Origin of the sequence: Streptomyces sp. NPDC092296 (genome assembly GCF_044755465.1) — a bacterium.
Taxonomy (GTDB): domain Bacteria; phylum Actinomycetota; class Actinomycetes; order Streptomycetales; family Streptomycetaceae; genus Peterkaempfera.
Genome location: NZ_JBIVRB010000003.1, coordinates 190,435 through 207,515, shown reverse-complemented (window position 1 = coordinate 207,515; position 17,081 = coordinate 190,435). Strand labels below are relative to the sequence as shown.

The window sequence follows — 17,081 nt, the reverse complement described above, 5'->3', positions numbered from 1 at the left end:
CTGCGCGGACCGTTCCGTCCCCGCCGCCCGAGGACTGAGACACCCGATGGACATCCGCGCGGACCCTCGGCGGCACGGCCGCGATCCGCTACAGTCGGGCGCATGAACGCGCCGCACACCTTCTCCTGGTGGTGGACCGTCCCCGAGGCGGCCCACTGATCGCGCGTCCCTGACGACACGACGGCCGCCCCTCGGGGCGGCCGTCGGCGTCTGTGGCGGCGGCCCTCCCCGGACAGCGGAACCCACTCCCCGCACCGCTCCCCTCCCGGAAGGACGCCCCACGTGACCGGCCCGCTCACCCCCACCGCCCTGGTCGACCGCCTGACCGCCCCGGCGGCACCCGCCTTCGCCCTGCTGCACCGCCGCGCCCCCCGGCTCGCCCCGGACACCGTCGAGGTGCTGCTGGGCGACACCGGCCGCTACGAGACGCTGGCCGACCTCCCGGTGCCGACCGGCGCCCCGGCCGGCGGCGCCCCCGTCCACGACCTGCTGGCGCTGGTCCCGTACCGGCAGATCCGCGAGCGGGGCTTCGAGGCGCGCGACGACGGCACCCCGCTGGAGGCGCTGCGGGTCACCGAGCAGTACGCGCTGCCGCTGGCGGAGCTGCTGCCCGCGCTGCCCCGGCGGCCGGTGGCGCTGCGCGACGGCGCCTTCGACATCGACGACGCCGAGTACGCGGAGATCGTCCGCCGGGTGATCGAGGACGAGATCGGCCGGGGCGAGGGCGCCAACTTCGTGATCCGCCGCGACTTCACCGCCACCCTGGACAGCTTCTCGCCCGCCCTGGCGCTGACCCTGTTCCGGCGGCTGCTGGAGCAGGAGCGCGGCGCGTACTGGACGTTCCTGGTGCACACCGGGGACCGGGTGCTGGTCGGGGCCAGCCCCGAGGTCCATGTGCGGCAGACCGGCGGCACGGTGGTGATGAACCCCATCTCCGGCACCTACCGCTATCCGGCGGGCGGCCCGACGCTCCCCTCGCTGCTGGACTTCCTGCACGACCCCAAGGAGCTGGAGGAGCTCACCATGGTGGTCGACGAGGAGCTCAAGATGATGTGCACCGTCGGGGACCTGGGCGGGCAGGTGCTGGGGCCGCGGCTGAAGGAGATGGCGCACCTGGCGCACACCGAGTACGAACTGCGCGGCCGTACCAGTCTGGACGTCCGGGACGTGCTGCGGGAGACCATGTTCGCCGCCACCGTGACCGGCAGCCCGGTGCAGAACGCCACCCGGGTGATCTCCCGCTACGAGTCCACCGGGCGCGGCTACTACTCCGGGGCGCTGGCACTGATCGGCCGGACCGGCAGCGGCGGGCAGCTGCTGGACTCCCCCATCTGCATCCGCACCGCCGACATCGACCCGGCGACCGGCCGGCTGGTGGTACGGGTCGGCGCGACCCTGGTCCGCCACTCCGACCCGGACTCCGAGGTCGCCGAGACCCACGCCAAGGCGGCCGGTGTGCTCACCGCCATCGGTGCCCGGCCCGCCCCGGCCCGGCGCGGCCGCGCCGCCGGTTCCGAACCCCGGCTGGCCGACGATCACCGGGTGCAGGCCGCACTGGACGCCCGCCGGGCCGGGCTCGCCCCGTTCTGGCTGCGGATGCAGCAGCCCGCGCCGCCCGCCGACGCGCACGCGCTGGTGGTCGACTGCGAGGACACCTTCACCTCGATGCTGGCCCATCTGCTGCGCTCGCTGGGCCAGCGGGTCACCGTCCGCCGCCATGACTCCCCCGGCCTGCGCGAGGAGGTGGCCGCCCACCGGGGCCCGCTGGTCCTCGGCCCCGGCCCCGGTGACCCCACCGACCAGGGCGACCCCCGGCTCCGGCTGATGCGCGAGCTGACCGCCGCCGCGCTGGCCGACCACCGGGGCGGGCTGCTGGCCGTCTGCCTCAGCCAGCAGCTGCTGGCGGCCGAGCTGGGGCTGCCGCTGGTACGCAAGCACATCCCGTACCAGGGCGCGCAGGAGGAGATCGACCTCTTCGGCCGGCGGGAGACGGTCGGCTTCTACAACACCTTCACCGCCCGCTGCGACGACGCCGCCGCGACCCGGCTCGCCGCCCTCGGCGTGGACGTCTCCCGCGACCCGCTCACCGGCGACGTCCACGCGCTGCGCGGCCCTGGCTTCGCCGGCGTCCAGTTCCACCCCGAATCCGTCCTCACCCGCCACGGCCACGCCATCATCGGCACCCTCCTGCGCACCCTCACCCCGACACCCAACTGACCCCCCGCACCGGGAAGCGCCCCCAGGGGCGCGAGGAACCGCGCGCACAACCACCCACCCCGTACACCACCGCACTCACCAGCCCCCACACCCACCCAGGGGCGCGAGGAACCGCGCGCACAACCACCCACCCCCGCAGAGCACCGAACAGACCGACCCCCGCACCCCGGGTGGCCCACTCCCCGCCACCCACCCCGGTCCCCGCGCCGCCGGGCAACCCCCGGCGCCGCGCGGACCCGCGCGGCCGACCACCCACCCCGCTGTCGCCCGCCCCCGACCCCTGACACCATCGACCGCATGACCCCCCACCCAGGTCGGCGGAACGCGATCACCGACGTGCCGGGCATCCGAGTCGGCCATGCCCGGCTCGACGGCGCGGGAGCCCTGAGCGGGACGACGGTGGTGCTGGCCCCGCCGGGCGGCGCGGTGGCGGCGGTGGACGTACGGGGAGCGGGCCCGGGTACCAGGGAGACCGACGCCCTGGCCCCCGGCAACCTGGTGCAGCGGATCGACGCCGTGCTGCTGACCGGCGGCAGCGCCTACGGCCTGGCCGCCGCCGACGGCGTCGCCGCCTGGCTGGAGCGGGCCGGCCGGGGCCACCGGGTCGGCCCGGACCCGTCGCAGGTGGTGCCGGTGGTGCCCACCGCCGCGCTGTTCGACCTGGGCCGGGGCGGCGACTTCCGGGCCCGGCCGGACGCGGCGACCGGCCGGGCCGCGATCGAGGCGGCGGCCGCCTCGGCGGCGGGCGCGGCGGTGGCACAGGGTTCGGTCGGGGCCGGTACGGGGGCGGTGGCCGGGGGGCTGAAGGGCGGGGTCGGCACCGCGAGCGTGCTGCTGCCGGGCGGTGTGGTGGTGGCCGCGCTGGTGGCGGTGAACTCGCAGGGTTCCACCGTCGACCCGGCCGGCGGGCTGCCGTACGGGGTGGCCGACGGACTCCGGTACGCCGACGGCGTACCGGAGTTCCCGCTGCGCGCCCCGGGCCGGGCGGCGGCCGAGCGGGCCCTGCTGCTGGCGGTGCCCCCGCCGCAGTGGCCGGCCCCGCTGAACACCACCCTGGGCGTGGTGGCGACCGACGCCCGGCTGGACCGGGCCCACACCCGCCGGCTGGCCACCGCCGCGCACGACGGCATGGCCCGCGCGGTCCGGCCGTGCCACTCGCTGGCCGACGGCGACACGGTCTTCGCCCTGGCCACCGGCACCGCCGACCCGCCGCCGCCACGCCCGGGGCTGCTGCCCGAGCACGGACCGGCCGATGCGGTCAACCAGCTGCTGGCGGCAGCGGCCGACGTCTTCGCCCGAGCCGTGGCCCACGCGGTGCTCGCCGCCGACTCGGTGACGACGCCCGGGGGCCACCTCGCCGGCTACCGCGAACTCTTCCCGACGGCGTTCACCCCCTGACCCGTACCAAGTCACCCGGGTCACCCGGGTCACCCGGCTCACCCGAAGAAGACGCCGAACTCCTCGTACAGCGCCGGGTCGACGGTCTTGATCCGGGCGGTGGCGGTCGACAGCGGCGCGCGGACGATGCCGGTGCCGCGCAGCGCGACCATGGTGCCGAAGTCGCCGTCCCGGACGGCTTCGATGGCGTGCAGTCCGAAGCGGGTGGCCAGCCAGCGGTCGAAGGCGGTCGGGGTGCCGCCGCGCTGGATGTGGCCGAGGACGGTGGTGCGGGCCTCCTTGCCGGTGCGGTGCTCGATCTCGGCGGCCAGCCACTCACCGATGCCGGACAGCCGGACGTGTCCGAAGGCGTCCAGCGAGTCGTCCTTGGTGACCATCCGGCCGACGGCCGGTACCGCGCCCTCCGCCACCACCACGATCGGCGCGTAGTTGATCTTGAACCGGTCCTCCACCCAGCCGCAGACCCGGTCCAGGTCGAAGGGCTGCTCGGGGATCAGGATGGCGTTGGCGCCGCCCGCGATGCCGGAGTGCAGCGCGATCCACCCGGCGTGCCGGCCCATCACCTCCACCACCAGCACCCGCCGGTGGGACTCGGCCGTGGTGTGCAGCCGGTCGATCGCCTCGGTGCAGATGTTGACGGCGGTGTCGAAGCCGAAGGTGTAGTCGGTGCCGTCCAGGTCGTTGTCGATGGTCTTCGGCACCCCCACCACCGGGACGCCGGACCGGCTCAGCTCGGCGGCGACCCCGAGGGTGTCCTCGCCGCCGATCGCGACCAGCGCGTCGACCTCGTGCTTGGCGAGGTTCTCGCTGACCCGCCGCACCCCGTCGTCGACCTTGAGCGGATTGGTGCGCGAGGAGCCCAGGATGGTGCCGCCGCGCGGCAGGATGCCCCGTACGGCCGGGATGTCCAGCCGCATGGTCTCGTTCTCCAGGGGACCGCGCCAGCCGTCCCGGAAGCCGATGAACTCATAGCCGTACTGCTGCACGCCCTTGCGCACGATCCCTCGGATGACCGCGTTGAGTCCGGGGCAGTCGCCTCCGCCGGTGAGTACTCCGATCCGCATGGTTGTCCCCTTCGGCCGTGTCGATGGCACAGGAAACCGCAGCACGAGTGTGACCCCGATCACGTCACAGCGGGAGGGGTCCTGCCTGACGCAGGGTCACCACGGCCGAGCGGCAGCGGGTTTCAGCCGTCCAACCCCTGCTCGATGGCGTACCGGACCAGCTCCACCCGGTTGTGCAGCTGGAGCTTGCCCAGGGTGTTCTGCACATGGTTCTGCACGGTGCGGTGCGACAGCACCAGCCGGTCCGCGATCTGCCGGTACGACAGCCCCTTGGCCACCAGCCGCAGCACCTCCGTCTCTCGGGCGGTCAGCCGGGGCGGCGCCGGGGTGCGGGCGTCGGTCGGCGCGGGCTCGGCGGCCAGTCGGCGGAACTCGCCCAGCACCAGCCCGGCCAGCCCCGGGGTGAACACCGGGTCGCCCGCCGCCGTGCACCGCACCGCGTCCAGCAGCTCCTCCCGGCCGGCCGACTTCACCAGATAGCCGGTGGCGCCGGACTTGACGGCCTCCAGTACGTCCGCGTGCTCGCCGCTGGCCGAGAGCACCAGCACCCGCACCCCGGGGGCGTGGCCGACCACCTCGCGGCAGACCTCGACGCCGGGCAGGCCGGGCAGGTTGAGGTCCAGCACCAGCACCTGCGGCACCACGGCGCGGGCCCGCCGCACCGCCTCCCGGCCGTCCCCCGCCGTGGCCACCACGTCGAACCCGGCGTCGGCCAGGTCGCGGGCCACCGCGTCCCGCCACATCGGGTGGTCGTCCACCACCATCACCCGGATCGGGGCGCCGCCCTCCGGTACTGCCGTCACGTCGGTCCGTCCTTCCCTCCGGCCGGCGGCCGCCGGCTCACCCTGCGCCGCGCGGGCGCGGAATCCGCAGCTCCACTTCGGCGCCCTGCCCCGGTACCGAGCTGACGTCGGCACTGCCGCCCAGGTCGCGCAGCCGGCCCCGGATGGAGAGCGCCACCCCGAGCCGCCCCTCGCGCTCCGCGTCACCGAGCCGCTCGGGCGGGAAGCCCGGCCCGTCGTCCCGGATGCTCACGATCACCTCGGCGGGCTCGTCCTCCACCAGCACCCAGGCGCGGGCGGCCTCCCCGGCGTGCTGCCGTACGTTGTCCAGCGCGGCGCCCACGGCGGCGGCCACCTCGGCGGCGGCGCGGCCCGGCAGCAGTACGGGGGTGCCGGGCGCGGAGACGGTGACCCGGGTGTCCGCGTACCGGCCGACCAGGGCCCGCAGGTCCTGCGGCGCAGCCGGGTCGGCCGGCTCCGGCTGCTCGTCCGGCTGCTCGTCCGGTCGGGGGATCGGCCGCCGGGCGGGGGCCGGGCCGCCGGGCGCGGGTCCGCTGGAGACCAGGGCGCGCAGCGCCGCCTCCTGCTCCCCCGCCATCCGCCCGATCACCGCCGCCTCGCCGCCGACCTCGGCGCCGCGCCGCTGGACCATCGCCAGCACCTGGAGCACCCCGTCGTGGATGTCGCGGGCCAGCCGCTCCCGCTCCCGGGTCGCCGCCTCCAGTTGCAGCGCGCGGGCCAGGGCGCTCTCACTGGCCCGAGCCAGCTCCACCACGTACCCGATGGCGCAGCCCGCGACCAGCAGCAGCACGATGTTGTGGACGTTGCCGACGGACACGCCGCCGCGCTCCACGATGTTGGAGGCGCCGACCACGCCGCCGGCCAGCGCGGCGGTCCGCCAGCCGCCCTTGGCGGCGAAGCCCAGCACCGCGCCGGCCGCCCAGATGGTCGGCAGGGTGGCCTCACCGGCCAGCACCCGCTGCGGATCGTCGAGGACCCGGGTGAGCACGATGCCGGTGACCGCCACCGCGACGTCGGCGGAGAGCAGCGGCCAGCCGCAGCGCTCGGGGGCGAGGAAGGACCGGGCGGTGGCCAGGGTCCAGACGGTGAGCAGGCCCATGTAGAGCCAGCCGGCCGCCGGATGGGCGTAGTGCTGGTACGCGGCCAGGTAGCGCACCAGCGCGTACGCCAGGGTGAGCAGCCGGAAGAGCGCGATCGCCCGCCACAGCGGCAGCTCGACGGACATGCCGCCGCCTGGTCCGGTGCCGGCCGGCCGGCCGCGCGCTGCGCGCATGGTCCCCCCCGCTCGTCCGCCCGCCGCCGGTCAGCCGGCCGGGTCGTCCTGCCTCGGCGCCGCAGGCTCCGGCTGCTCCGGCTGCTCGGCCTGCTCCGACTGCTCCGACTGCTCCACCTGCTCCGGCTGCTCCGGCTGCTCGGCCTTGGCAGCGGCCGCCTCGGCCTTCTGGGCGGCCTTGCGCTCGGCCTCGGCCTTCTTCTTCTCCTCCGCGATCCGGCGCTTGGCGGCGGTGGCGTAGATGTCCACGTACTCCTGGCCGGAGAGCTTCATGATCTCGTACATGACCTCGTCGGTCACCGAGCGCAGGATGAAGCGGTCGCCCTCCATGCCCTGGTACCGGGAGAAGTCCAGCGGCTTGCCCACCCGGATGCCGGGGCGGATGCCGAAGTTGGGCGCGACCTGGCCGGGGGGCTGCACCTTCTCGGTGTCGATCATGGCGACCGGGATCACCGGGGCGCCGGTGGCCAGCGCGACCCGGGCCAGGCCGCCGACCCGGCCCCGGTAGAGCTTGCCGTCGGGCGACCGGGTGCCCTCGGGGTAGACGCCGAACAGCTCGCCCTGCTCGATGACCGCGATGCCGCTGCGGATCGCGGCCTCGCCCGCGCCCCGGGTCCCGGAGCGGTCGACCGGCAGCTGGCCGACGCCCTTGAAGAAGGCGGCGGTGAGCTTGCCCTTGATACCCGGTGTGTTGAAGTACTCGGCCTTGGCGATGAAGGTCACCCGACGCTTCATCAGGGCGGGCAGGAAGAAGGAGTCCGAGAAGGACAGGTGGTTGCTCGCGATGATCGCGGGACCCTCGTCGGGGATGTTCTCCAGACCCTCGACCCACGGGCGGAAGAAGATCCGCAGCGTGGGTGAGACGATCATCTTCATGAAGCGGTAGAACAACGCCTGACCTCCTGAGTCCCGGACCGATAGAACCTTAATGCCGATCCGGGCAAAGTCTCTCCCCGGCACCGGCTGATCGGCGGGCTTGACGGGGCCGCTGTACGATTCCCGCGCCGCCGTGGGACGATGCGGGCCCCGCTTCGCGAAGGAGCCCGCGATGCCGCTGCTACCCGGCGCCGAGCCGTTCCACCACCAGGGTGGGCCGGTGGGTGCGCTCCTCTGCCACGGTTTCACCGGCTCGCCGCAGTCGCTGCGCCCCTGGGCCGACCGGCTCGCGGCCGAAGGGCTCACCGTCTCGCTGCCGCTGCTGCCCGGCCATGGCACCCGGTGGCAGGACATGCAGATCACCCGGTGGGAGGACTGGTACGCCGAGGTGGACCGGGAGCTGCGGGCGCTGACCGCCTCCTGCGCGCAGGTCTTCGTCTGCGGCCTGTCGATGGGCGGCGCGCTGGCGCTGCGGCTGGCCGCCCGGCACGGCGCCGCCGTCTCCGGCCTGGTGCTGGTCAACCCGTCCGTACGCTCCGACAGCCCCGCCACCGCGCTGCTGCCGGTGCTGCGGCACCTGGTCCCCAGCGTCGCGGGGGTGGCGAACGACATCGCGGCGCCGGGCTCGACCGAGATCGGGTACGACCGCACCCCGCTGCACGCGGCCTGGTCGCTGTCCCGGCTCTGGCGGACCGTACAGGCGGAACTGCCGCAGGTCAGCCAGCCGCTGCTCCTCTTCCGCAGCCCGCAGGACCACGTCGTCTCACCCGCCAACGCACGGCTGCTGCTCGGCCGCATATCCTCCACTGATGTGGAGGAGCGGCTCTGCGAGCGCAGCTTCCACGTGGCCACGCTGGACCACGACGCCGAGGCGGTCTTCGAGGGCAGTCTCGACTTCATCCGCCGGCTGGCACCGGCCGCGACGACCGACCGGGTCTGATCCGCCGGAACTCAGCGGCAGGACTCAGCGGCAGGACTCAGCGGCCGGGCCGATCCCGGTGACGGCGCGGCTACCGACACGAGGGGCTTGGGGACCAGGGGTGCAGGAGAGCGACAACGCGGGCGGCGCGGCCGACCTGCCGGACGACGCACAGGGCGGCGACGCGGCCGCCTCCGACCGGACGGCGCCCGAGGGCACGCCCGAGCGGCGGCCGCCGGCGGGCAGCCAGGCGGAGCAGGACGCCATCTTCAAGGAGCTGGTGGCCTCCTTCAACGCCCCGGTCGACCTGCGGACCTGGCCGGAGTCCGAGGACCTCAACGACGTCGGCGGGCGGCCCGGCGCTCCGGGCGATCCCGGCGACGTCAACCGGCTCGCCGACTTCGCCCCGCAGCCCCGGCCCCGGCCACGCCCGAACCCCGGCCCGTCGGACCCGCGCAGTTGGCAGGCGGCCGACGACCCGGACGACGACCACTTCATCCCCCCGGAGCCGCCGCCGCTGCCCACCGGCGACACCACCGCCAAGTTCGCCTGGCTGGCCGTCCTGGGCGGCCCGGCCCTGCTGCTCTTCTCCGCCCTGGCCTGGCGCGACATCAGCGGCTGGCCCGCCGTCCTGGGCGTGACCGCCTTCATCGGCGGCTTCGTCACCCTGGTCGCCCGTATGAAGGACCGCGACGAGGACGACGACGACCCCACCGGCGGCGCCGTCGTCTGACCTCCCAAGGCCACCCGGGGCACCCCAGGTCCGTGCTCGGCTCAGGCCGGGGGGATGCGGAGGACCGCCAGGACGGGGAGGTGGTCGGTGGCGGCGAGGAGGTCGGGCGGGGGGATGGTGGGGAGGTGGTCGGGGACGCCGCAGGCCAGCACCTGGATGTCGGGCGTGGCGAAGACCGCGTCGATCCGCTGGTGCGGGTCGCCCGGCACCGAGGTCAGCTCCGACCCCCACGGCGCGACCGCGTACCCGTCCTGGAGCCGCCCGGCCAGCAGCCGCCAGCCGGGCCCGTCCGGGCGCTCGTTGAAGTCGCCGCCGACCACGCCGTGCCGCACCCCCTGGGCCGCGAGGTGGTCCAGCAGCAGGCCGGCCTGGTCGCGCCGCTCGGCGGAGTCCAGGCTGAGGTGGCAGCTGGTGACGGAGAAGGGCGCCGCCCGGCCGATCCGGACCACCGCCGTGGCGAAGCCGCGCTGGTGCAGCCCCGGGGTGCGGGGCAGCGCCACATCGCCGGTGCGCAGCACGGTGGCCCTGAGCCGGCCGAGCAGCAGCGGCCCGGCCGCGCTGCGGCCGCCGGAGAGCACCACGGTGCCGGTCTCCCGGGCGAGCCGGGCGGCCTGCTGGGCCGGGCGCCAGAAGCGGGGCGACTCCTGGAGGCAGAGCAGGTCGGGGGCGCAGGCCCGGATCACCCTGGCCAGCGCGGCCCGGTCGTCGCGCAGCGAGCGGATGTTGTAGCTGAGCACCCGGACGCGTTCGCCACCGTCCGGCTCGGGCCCGGACGCGGGCAGCGGGGGCGGCGGGACCGGTACGTCACCCATGGCGTCCTCCTCGGCGGCCCGCCCGAACGCGACCGCCCGAACACGACCGCCCGAACACGACCGCTTCGAACCTCACCGTACGAACCTCACCGTACGAGCCCGAGCGTACGAGCATGACGGTACGGCGGGACGGGAGCCGCTGCCTCCCGCCCCGCCGTGCTCCGAGCGTGTCAGGCCGTACGGGCCAGGTCACCCGCGCCGGCGATCCCGGCGGCCGAGCCCATGGAGGCGAGGACGACCTCGGCGCGCGGCCGGTGGACGCCGCCGGTGAGGTACTTGCCGAACGCCTTGGAGACCGGGTCGAGCAGCAGCCGCCCGGCGTCGGAGACGCCGCCGCCGAGCACGAACACCGCCGGGTCGAAGAGGGCGGCCAGGTCGGCCATGCCACGGCCGAGCCAGTCGGCCACGTCGTCGTAGCACTCCAGGGCGAGCGGGTCGCCCGCCTCGGCGGCCTCGGTGATGTGGATGCCCCGGATGGTCTCGGCGACCCCGTCGTTGAGCTCCAGCATCCGCTTGCCGGCGACCGGGTCGGCCGCGGCCTTCTCCCGGCCGTAGCGGCGCAGCGCGCGGCCGGAGGCGTACTGCTCCCAGCAGCCGTGGCCGCCGCAGCCGCAGGCCAGCCCGTCCGGGATCATGTTGAGGTGGCCGATCTCGCCGGCCACGCCGAAACGACCCCGGTGCAGGCGGCCGTCGAGCACGATGCCGCCCCCGATGCCGGTGCCGACGGTGATCAGCACCATGTCGGTGTGATCGGCGGCGGCGCCGAAGCGGAACTCGGCCCAGGCGGCGCAGTTGGCGTCGTTCTCCACGACGGTCTCCAGGCCGGTGAGCTCCTCTATGCGGGTCTTGAGCGGCTCGTTCTCCCAGTCGATATTGGGGGCCAGGATGACGGTGGAGCGCTCGCGGTTGATGTACCCGGGGGCGCCCACGCCGACGGCGCTCACGTCCGGGTACTGCTCCTTGAGTTCCCGTACGGCCTGGGCGATGGCATCGACGGCCCACTGCGGATCGGCCGGTGTGGGCACCCGCGTACGGCCGAGAATCCGACCGCTCTCGTCGACCACGCCTGCCGCGATCTTGGTCCCGCCGACGTCGACGCCGATGGTGAGTCCCATGTGTCCCTCAGTCATTCACTCGGTCCCCGCTGGGCGGTACCGTACCCGTCCGCAGGCTCCGGGTACACACCGCCCCTTACATTAGCCGAAGACAGGGTCCGGGTGATCATGGTGGGAGCCTTCAGAAGTCGTACGCTCCATCCCGCTGCGTGATAGCCGGGAGCCGCTCGGTGACCGGCTGCCACCTGCGACTTCACTGCTGGACGGGAGGCGGGACGGGTCAGTCGAGGTCGATGCGCTCGGTCCCGGAGGGCTGCTCGCCGCTCCAGCGGCGCTCGTGGCCGGAGACGGCCACGCGGTAGGCGGCGAGCAGTTCGCCGCCGGCCGCCGCGAGGTGGCGGTAGACCTCGGGGTGCTTCTCGCGCAGCGGGGCGGCGAGCTGCTCCAGGCCGCCGCCGGCGCCGAGGCTGCGGGAGACCTCCTGCACCTTCTCCCCGACGGTGGTGGCCAAGCGGCGCACCTCGTCCACCAGCGGGCCGAACTCGGACGCGGCGTCCGCGCCCGCGCCCTTGCCGGTCTCCCCGGTCGTCTCACCGGTCGTCTCACCGGCGGGTGCGCCCTGGTCGTCGGCCGCCTGCTGCTGCTTGCGCCGCTGCTCGGCGGCGGCGGCCTGCTCGGCGGCGTCCTCGGCGACCGCGCGGGCCCAGGCGTCCGCGTCCTCGCGGCGGTCGTCGGAACTGGTCATGGCGGCGGCTCCTCAGCTGTGGTGCGGGTCGGTGGGCGGCCCTTGCTTTCGACGCTACCGGACCGGCCCCTGGTTGCGGAGGGTGCTCAGCGACGCGGCCACAGGTCGGGGTCGGGGGCGAACCGCACCGACAGCGCGCCGTCGCGCAGCCCGGCGCCGGTCACCGTGCAGCGGCGCAGCGCGGACGGCAGCCGGACGATCCGCCGGTAGGCGCCGGTGGCGATGATCATCTCATCGCCGCGCCGCACCAGGTCCAGGTCGGCCCGGTCGGCGCCGGGCAGCGGCAGCCGCCAGAGCAGTACGCCGTCCTCGCCGAGCCGGTCCTCGACGGTCCACGGGTCGGCGGCGGGCGGCTCCGGGTCCGGGCCGCCGCCGTACAGCTCGGCGCCCAGCTCCGCTAGGTCGGCCGGTCCGTCGGGGGTGCGGCCCAGGTGGGGGGCGTGCAGCAGCGGCACGGCCGGGGCGAACTCGGCGGCCAGCGCGGCCAGTGCGGCCCGCCGCTCGGCGGCCAGCGCGGCGAGCCAGGGGTCGGCGGAGTCGGCGGCGGCGGCCGGGATCGCCCGGCCGGCCACCACGGCGTCCAACCGGTGCTCGAAGAGGGCGAGCCCGGCGCGGGCCCGGCGCACCTCCGGCAGGCTGTAGCCGTCGGCGTCCACCACCAGCCGTACCGAGGTCTGCGGCGCCTCGATCACCCTGCGGGCCTCGGCCAGCCGCTCGCTGGCCCAGCGGCGCGCCTCGAAGAGCCAGTCGGCGGGCATCGGCACCCCGGCGAGGCCGGCCAGCACCGGGCGCAGCGCGCGGGCGGCCTGGCGCTGCTCGGGCAGCAGCCGGGCGAGGTAGCGGTCCAGCCGCTCGGGCAGTGCGAGGGCGGCCAGCAGTTCGGGCACCGGCGGGGCGTCGACCACCAGCAGGTCCCAGTGGCCGGAGGCGGTGTGCTCGCGCAGGGTGCGCAGCAGGACGAGGTGGCGGGTGCCGGGGAGGGCGATCAGCTCCTCGGGGTCCAGCGGGTCCACGCCGAACAGGTCGAAGGCGGGCTTGGCGCGGCCGGAGAGCCGCAGCGCCTCCTGCTGGAAGGCCAGTTCCTCGTCGATCCGGGCCGCGTACGGGGGCTGTCCGCCGTCGCCGACGGGCGCGGGGGCGTCACCGAGCCGGACGCCGAGCAGGGTGTCGACGGTGCGGTGCGGGTCGTGGGCGGCCAGCAGCAGGGTGCGCAGGCCGTGCCTGGCGCCGTGCACGGCGGTGGCGGCGGCGACCGTGCTGGTGCCGCTGCCGCCCCTGCCGGTGACCAGCACCGTTCGGGTCGTCATGGCGTTCCGCCCTTCGCTCGGCCGTCGGGGGTGCGCCGGCTCCTGCTCGCCGGCTCCTGCTTCCAGGGTGACCGGTCAGCTCTCCACGCGCTTCTTCAGCCCGGCCAGGGCCCGGTCGATGATGACCTTCTCGGCCTTGCGCTTGATCATGCCCAGCATCGGGATCTTCACGTCCACGGCCAGCTGGTAGGTGACCTCGGTGCTCTTGCCGCCGTCGGTCGGGGCGAGGGAGTAGGAGCCGTCGAGGGCCTTGAGCATCTGGCTCTTGACCAGCGTCCAGGTGACCTTGCGGTCGGCGTCCCAGGTGTAGGCGAGCACATGCTCGTCGCGGATGGCTCCGGCGTCCAGCAGCAGCCGCACCTGCTCGGCCCGGCCGTCGGGCCCCTGGCCGAGCACCTCGATCTCCTTGACCTCGCCGGTCCACTCCGGGTAGGCGGCGAAGTCCGCGATCACCCCCATGACCTCGGCCGGGGTCGCGTCGATGGTGATGCTCGACCTGGTGTGCTCCGCCATGGGTGGCCCTCCGCGTCTCGGCCGCTGTGGGGTGGTACGGGGTGTTCGGGTGCTGTGCGCTGGAAGGTTATCGCGGTCGTACGGGGCGTCACCGGGGAGGCACCCGGGCGCCGGGCCGCGTCATGGGCGGCGCGGCGGCTCACCACTCCAGCACGTACGGGCGGCCGGTGGCCCGGAAGTGCCCGACGTTGACGCACTCGGTGCGGCCGATCCGCATCCGGCGGGCCAGCGGCTGGTGGACGTGGCCGAACAGCGCCAGCCGGGGTTCGGTGGCGCGGATCGCCTCCAGTACGGACCGGCTGCCGCGCTCGAAGCGGCGGGCGACGGTGTCGTACGTCAGTTCGGGGACGGCCGGGGGGATGTGGCAGCAGAGCACGTCCACCGCGCCGACGGCGGCGACCTTGGCGGCGTACTCCTCCTCGGCGACCTCGTACGGGGTGCGCATCCTGGTCGGCAGGCCGCCGCCGACGAAGCCGAAGGTGAGGCCGCCCAGCTCCACGGTCTGCCCGTCCAGCACGGTGACGCCGTCGCGGGCGAACTCGGGCCACAGCCGGGGGATGTCGACATTGCCGTAGGTGGCGTAGGTCGGGTCGGGGAAGGCGGCGAACAGCTCGGCGTACTGCCGGCGGACGGCCTCCTCGACCACCTCCCCGGACGGGCGGTCCAGGGAGGCCCACAGCCGGTCGGAGAGAACCTTGGCCTCGTCGAAGCGCAGGGCGGTGCGCAGCTCCACATAGCGCGAGGCGTTGGCGGCGCCGAAGAGGTCCGCGAAGATGCCGCGTCTGTGGTCGGCGTAGTCCAGGAAGAGCACCAGGTCACCCAGGCACAGCAGGGCGTCCGCGCCGTCCCCGGCCTTGGCGAGCGCCTCGGCGCTGCCGTGCACATCACTCACCACATGCACCCGCATGACCGCCACCTTAGGGGTTCGGACACGGACGGCCCCACCGCCCCCCGCCGGAGCGCGACCGGCAATCGGTCCTGCGGCGGGGCGGCTGCCGTAGGGTGCCCGCAGGGGACGGTGCCGGTGGGCGCGCCGGTGCACCGCTGCCACCGGCCGGAACGGGGCCGCGACCGGCGGTCGGCGGCCGTGTGACCCGCGGAACAGATTGCCCGGTCCCCCTATCTGAACGTCCCTACCGGGCAGTAACGTCCTGGCGTCCCGCAGCGTCGCAGACGAGGAGCAGTCTTGCGCGAGTTCAGCCTTCCGGCCCTCTACGAGGTGCCGAGCGGCGGCAACCTCTCCGATCTCATCCATCGGAACGCCGAGGTCCATCCGACCCTCGCCGTGGTGAGCCGCAAGACCGACGGCCGCTGGCAGGACGTCACGGCCACCGGCTTCCTCGCGGAGGTGCGGGCCGCCGCCAAGGGGCTGATCGCCGCCGGCATCGGGCCCGGCGACCGGGTCGGCATCATGTCGCGCACCCGCTACGAGTGGACGCTGCTGGACTTCGCCGTCTGGTGCGCCGGGGCGGTCACCGTCCCGGTGTACGAGACCTCCTCCGCCGAGCAGGTGGAGTGGATCCTCGGGGACTCGGGCGCGGTGGCGGTGGTCACCGAGACCGCCGGGCACCGGGCGACCGTGGAGCGGGCCCGGGAGCGGCTGCCGGAGCTGGCGCATGTGTGGGAGTTCGACGCGGGCGCGGTCGAGGAGCTGACCCGGGGCGGCGCGGCGGTCTCCGACGCGGCGGTGGCGGAGCGCCGGGCGACGCTCGGCCCGGACTCGGTCGCCACCATCGTCTACACCTCGGGCACCACCGGGCGGCCCAAGGGCTGCCTGCTGACCCATGGCAACTTCCTGGCGGAGCTGGGCAATGTCACCGAGCGGCTGCGGCCGCTCTTCCGCACCGGCGAGGACTCGGTGCTGCTGTTCCTGCCGCTGGCCCATGTGCTGGGCCGGATCGCGGAGATCGCCTGCGCCATCGCCCCGGTGAAGATCGGCCATGTCTCGGACATCAGGGACGTCACCCAGGAGCTGGGCTCCTTCTCCCCGACGCTGATCCTCGGGGTGCCCCGGGTCTTCGAGAAGGTGTACAACACCGCCCGCGCCAAGGCGCAGGCCGAGGGCAAGGGCCGGATCTTCGACCGGGCGGCGGACACCGCCGTCGCCTACAGCCGCGCCCTGGACAGCGGCGGCCCGGGGCTGGGCCTGCGGCTGCGGCACCGGCTGTTCGACGCGCTGGTCTACCGCAGGCTGCGGGCGGCGCTCGGCGGCCGGGCCACCCATGCGATCTCCGGCGGGGCGCCGCTGGGTGAGCGGCTGGGCCACTTCTACCGGGGCATCGGCTTCACCGTGCTGGAGGGCTACGGCCTCACCGAGACCTGCGCCGCCACTGCCTTCAACCCGTACGACAAGCCGAAGATCGGTACGGTGGGCCAGCCGCTGCCCGGCTCCGCGATCCGGATCGCGGAGGACGGTGAGGTGCTGCTCAGGGGCCCGCAGGTGTTCGCCGGATACTGGAACAACCCGACCGCCACCGCCGAGGCGCTGCGGGACGGCTGGTTCGCCACCGGTGACCTGGGCGCCCTGGACGACGACGGCTATCTGGTGATCACCGGCCGCAAGAAGGAGATCATCGTCACGGCGGGCGGCAAGAACGTGGCACCCGCCGTGATCGAGGACCGGGTACGCGCCCACCCGATCGTCGGGGAGTGCATGGTGGTCGGTGACCGCAAGCCGTTCATCGCCTGCCTGATCACCATCGACCAGGAGTTCTGGCCGACCTGGAAGCGGCTGCACGGCAAGCCCGCCGACGCCACCGTGGCCGACCTGGGGGACGATCCGGACCTGCTCGCCGCCGTGCAGGCCGCCGTGGACGACGGCAACAAGGCGGTCTCCAAGGCGGAGGCGGTGAAGAAGTTCCGCATCCTCCAGGCCCACTTCTCCGAGGACAGCGGCCATCTCACCCCGTCGCTGAAGCTCAAGCGCGGTGTGGTGCTCAAGGACTACGCCGCCGACGTGGAGGCGCTCTACCAGCGCTGACGCCCCCGCCGCCCCACCCCGGGGCCCGCCGGCACCCACCCGGCGGGGCCCCGCAAGTGCGGACCGGGCGCGGCGGTCCGGCCGCCGTCGCGGTGCACAACGCGTTGCGGCTGCCGATCCCCGGCGGCGCCGAGGACGCGCACGGCCTCACCCTGTCCGACACCGGGCAGCGGCGACCGGCACCCCGACGGCCGACCGGTCCCGCGCCACCGCGCCCGCCTCCCCCCGGTGCCTCCCCCCTCCCCCCCGGTGCCGGCCGCCGCTGCCCGGCTCGGAGATCCCGAGCAGCGGCCCGGCTGCCTCCGGCGGGCGGGAGATGCTGCGCGGCGCCACGATCGAGCAGGTCAAGGTACGCGGCTGCCCGCCTCGGTCTGGACGGCGACCGG

At 74.9% G+C, this 17,081-nt stretch carries 15 protein-coding genes; 5 read left to right on the top strand and 10 right to left on the bottom strand.

The window, feature by feature from the left end; all coding sequences use genetic code 11:
- Positions 1–282 precede the first annotated feature (282 nt).
- Both ACIQGZ_RS11355 and ACIQGZ_RS11350 read left to right on the top strand, forming a co-directional pair.
- Positions 283–2,217 (top strand): anthranilate synthase family protein, encoded by a 1,935-nt coding sequence (locus ACIQGZ_RS11355; RefSeq protein WP_402600977.1) that lies wholly within the window; start codon positions 283–285, stop codon positions 2,215–2,217.
- A 297-nt stretch (positions 2,218–2,514) separates the two neighbouring features.
- Positions 2,515–3,615 carry a P1 family peptidase gene (locus tag ACIQGZ_RS11350; RefSeq protein ID WP_402600976.1) on the top strand — a complete coding sequence of 367 codons (1,101 nt, stop codon included), beginning with the start codon at positions 2,515–2,517 and terminating at the stop codon, positions 3,613–3,615.
- A 38-nt stretch (positions 3,616–3,653) separates the two neighbouring features.
- Here ACIQGZ_RS11350 and ACIQGZ_RS11345 read toward each other — a convergent pair whose 3' ends face one another.
- From ACIQGZ_RS11345 to ACIQGZ_RS11330, 4 genes are all read right to left on the bottom strand, one after another.
- Positions 3,654–4,679: a 6-phosphofructokinase gene (locus tag ACIQGZ_RS11345; RefSeq protein WP_402600975.1), complete on the bottom strand. Its 1,026-nt coding sequence runs from the start codon at positions 4,677–4,679 to the stop codon at positions 3,654–3,656.
- A 122-nt stretch (positions 4,680–4,801) separates the two neighbouring features.
- A complete protein-coding gene (locus tag ACIQGZ_RS11340) occupies positions 4,802–5,443 on the bottom strand; it encodes a response regulator (protein WP_402601444.1) in 642 nt (213 codons plus the stop codon).
- Between the two features lie 76 nt (positions 5,444–5,519).
- Positions 5,520–6,707 carry a MacS family sensor histidine kinase gene (gene macS / locus ACIQGZ_RS11335; protein ID WP_402600974.1) on the bottom strand — a complete coding sequence of 396 codons (1,188 nt, stop codon included), beginning with the start codon at positions 6,705–6,707 and terminating at the stop codon, positions 5,520–5,522.
- A 78-nt stretch (positions 6,708–6,785) separates the two neighbouring features.
- Complete coding sequence (locus tag ACIQGZ_RS11330) at positions 6,786–7,631, bottom strand: lysophospholipid acyltransferase family protein (protein WP_402601442.1); 846 nt, start codon at positions 7,629–7,631, stop codon at positions 6,786–6,788.
- Positions 7,632–7,803: 172 nt separating this feature from the next.
- Here ACIQGZ_RS11330 and ACIQGZ_RS11325 point away from each other — a divergent pair, with 172 nt between their 5' ends.
- Both ACIQGZ_RS11325 and ACIQGZ_RS11320 read left to right on the top strand, forming a co-directional pair.
- Positions 7,804–8,571, top strand: coding sequence for an alpha/beta hydrolase (locus tag ACIQGZ_RS11325; protein WP_402600972.1), 768 nt, complete (start codon positions 7,804–7,806; stop codon positions 8,569–8,571).
- 100 nt (positions 8,572–8,671) lie between these two features.
- Entirely contained in the window at positions 8,672–9,283 is a 612-nt protein-coding gene (locus ACIQGZ_RS11320) for a hypothetical protein (protein ID WP_402600970.1), read from the top strand.
- 41 nt (positions 9,284–9,324) lie between these two features.
- On the opposite strand, the gene ACIQGZ_RS11315 is transcribed toward ACIQGZ_RS11320, so the two are convergent.
- From ACIQGZ_RS11315 to ACIQGZ_RS11290, 6 genes are all read right to left on the bottom strand, one after another.
- Positions 9,325–10,095 carry an endonuclease/exonuclease/phosphatase family protein gene (locus tag ACIQGZ_RS11315; protein WP_402600968.1) on the bottom strand — a complete coding sequence of 257 codons (771 nt, stop codon included), beginning with the start codon at positions 10,093–10,095 and terminating at the stop codon, positions 9,325–9,327.
- Between the two features lie 170 nt (positions 10,096–10,265).
- Positions 10,266–11,210 (bottom strand): ROK family glucokinase, encoded by a 945-nt coding sequence (locus tag ACIQGZ_RS11310; protein WP_402600967.1) that lies wholly within the window; start codon positions 11,208–11,210, stop codon positions 10,266–10,268.
- Between the two features lie 220 nt (positions 11,211–11,430).
- Positions 11,431–11,895: a DUF5304 family protein gene (locus ACIQGZ_RS11305; RefSeq protein WP_402600965.1), complete on the bottom strand. Its 465-nt coding sequence runs from the start codon at positions 11,893–11,895 to the stop codon at positions 11,431–11,433.
- An 86-nt stretch (positions 11,896–11,981) separates the two neighbouring features.
- Entirely contained in the window at positions 11,982–13,202 is a 1,221-nt protein-coding gene (locus ACIQGZ_RS11300; RefSeq protein WP_402600964.1) for an ArsA family ATPase, read from the bottom strand.
- Positions 13,203–13,277: 75 nt separating this feature from the next.
- On the bottom strand, positions 13,278–13,715 hold the full coding sequence (locus ACIQGZ_RS11295; RefSeq protein ID WP_402600963.1) for an SRPBCC family protein: 438 nt from the start codon (positions 13,713–13,715) through the stop codon (positions 13,278–13,280).
- Positions 13,716–13,854: 139 nt separating this feature from the next.
- Positions 13,855–14,622 (bottom strand): metallophosphoesterase, encoded by a 768-nt coding sequence (locus tag ACIQGZ_RS11290; RefSeq protein WP_402600962.1) that lies wholly within the window; start codon positions 14,620–14,622, stop codon positions 13,855–13,857.
- A 279-nt stretch (positions 14,623–14,901) separates the two neighbouring features.
- Here ACIQGZ_RS11290 and ACIQGZ_RS11285 point away from each other — a divergent pair, with 279 nt between their 5' ends.
- Complete coding sequence (locus ACIQGZ_RS11285) at positions 14,902–16,695, top strand: AMP-dependent synthetase/ligase (RefSeq protein ID WP_402600960.1); 1,794 nt, start codon at positions 14,902–14,904, stop codon at positions 16,693–16,695.
- Positions 16,696–17,081: the final 386 nt, after the last annotated feature.

Bases quoted from the DNA above. Each gene is read 5' to 3' on its own strand.
- ACIQGZ_RS11350 (WP_402600976.1), top strand. From the start codon at position 2,515: ATGACCCCCCACCCAGGTCGGCGGAACGCGATCACCGACGTGCCGGGC.
- ACIQGZ_RS11345 (WP_402600975.1), bottom strand. From the start codon at position 4,679: ATGCGGATCGGAGTACTCACCGGCGGAGGCGACTGCCCCGGACTCAAC.
- ACIQGZ_RS11340 (WP_402601444.1), bottom strand. From the start codon at position 5,443: ATGGTGGTGGACGACCACCCGATGTGGCGGGACGCGGTGGCCCGCGAC.
- macS (WP_402600974.1), bottom strand. From the start codon at position 6,707: ATGTCCGTCGAGCTGCCGCTGTGGCGGGCGATCGCGCTCTTCCGGCTG.
- ACIQGZ_RS11330 (WP_402601442.1), bottom strand. From the start codon at position 7,631: ATGAAGATGATCGTCTCACCCACGCTGCGGATCTTCTTCCGCCCGTGG.
- ACIQGZ_RS11325 (WP_402600972.1), top strand. From the start codon at position 7,804: ATGCCGCTGCTACCCGGCGCCGAGCCGTTCCACCACCAGGGTGGGCCG.
- ACIQGZ_RS11315 (WP_402600968.1), bottom strand. From the start codon at position 10,095: ATGGGTGACGTACCGGTCCCGCCGCCCCCGCTGCCCGCGTCCGGGCCC.
- ACIQGZ_RS11310 (WP_402600967.1), bottom strand. From the start codon at position 11,210: ATGGGACTCACCATCGGCGTCGACGTCGGCGGGACCAAGATCGCGGCA.
- ACIQGZ_RS11305 (WP_402600965.1), bottom strand. From the start codon at position 11,895: ATGACCAGTTCCGACGACCGCCGCGAGGACGCGGACGCCTGGGCCCGC.
- ACIQGZ_RS11300 (WP_402600964.1), bottom strand. From the start codon at position 13,202: ATGACGACCCGAACGGTGCTGGTCACCGGCAGGGGCGGCAGCGGCACC.
- ACIQGZ_RS11295 (WP_402600963.1), bottom strand. From the start codon at position 13,715: ATGGCGGAGCACACCAGGTCGAGCATCACCATCGACGCGACCCCGGCC.
- ACIQGZ_RS11290 (WP_402600962.1), bottom strand. From the start codon at position 14,622: ATGCGGGTGCATGTGGTGAGTGATGTGCACGGCAGCGCCGAGGCGCTC.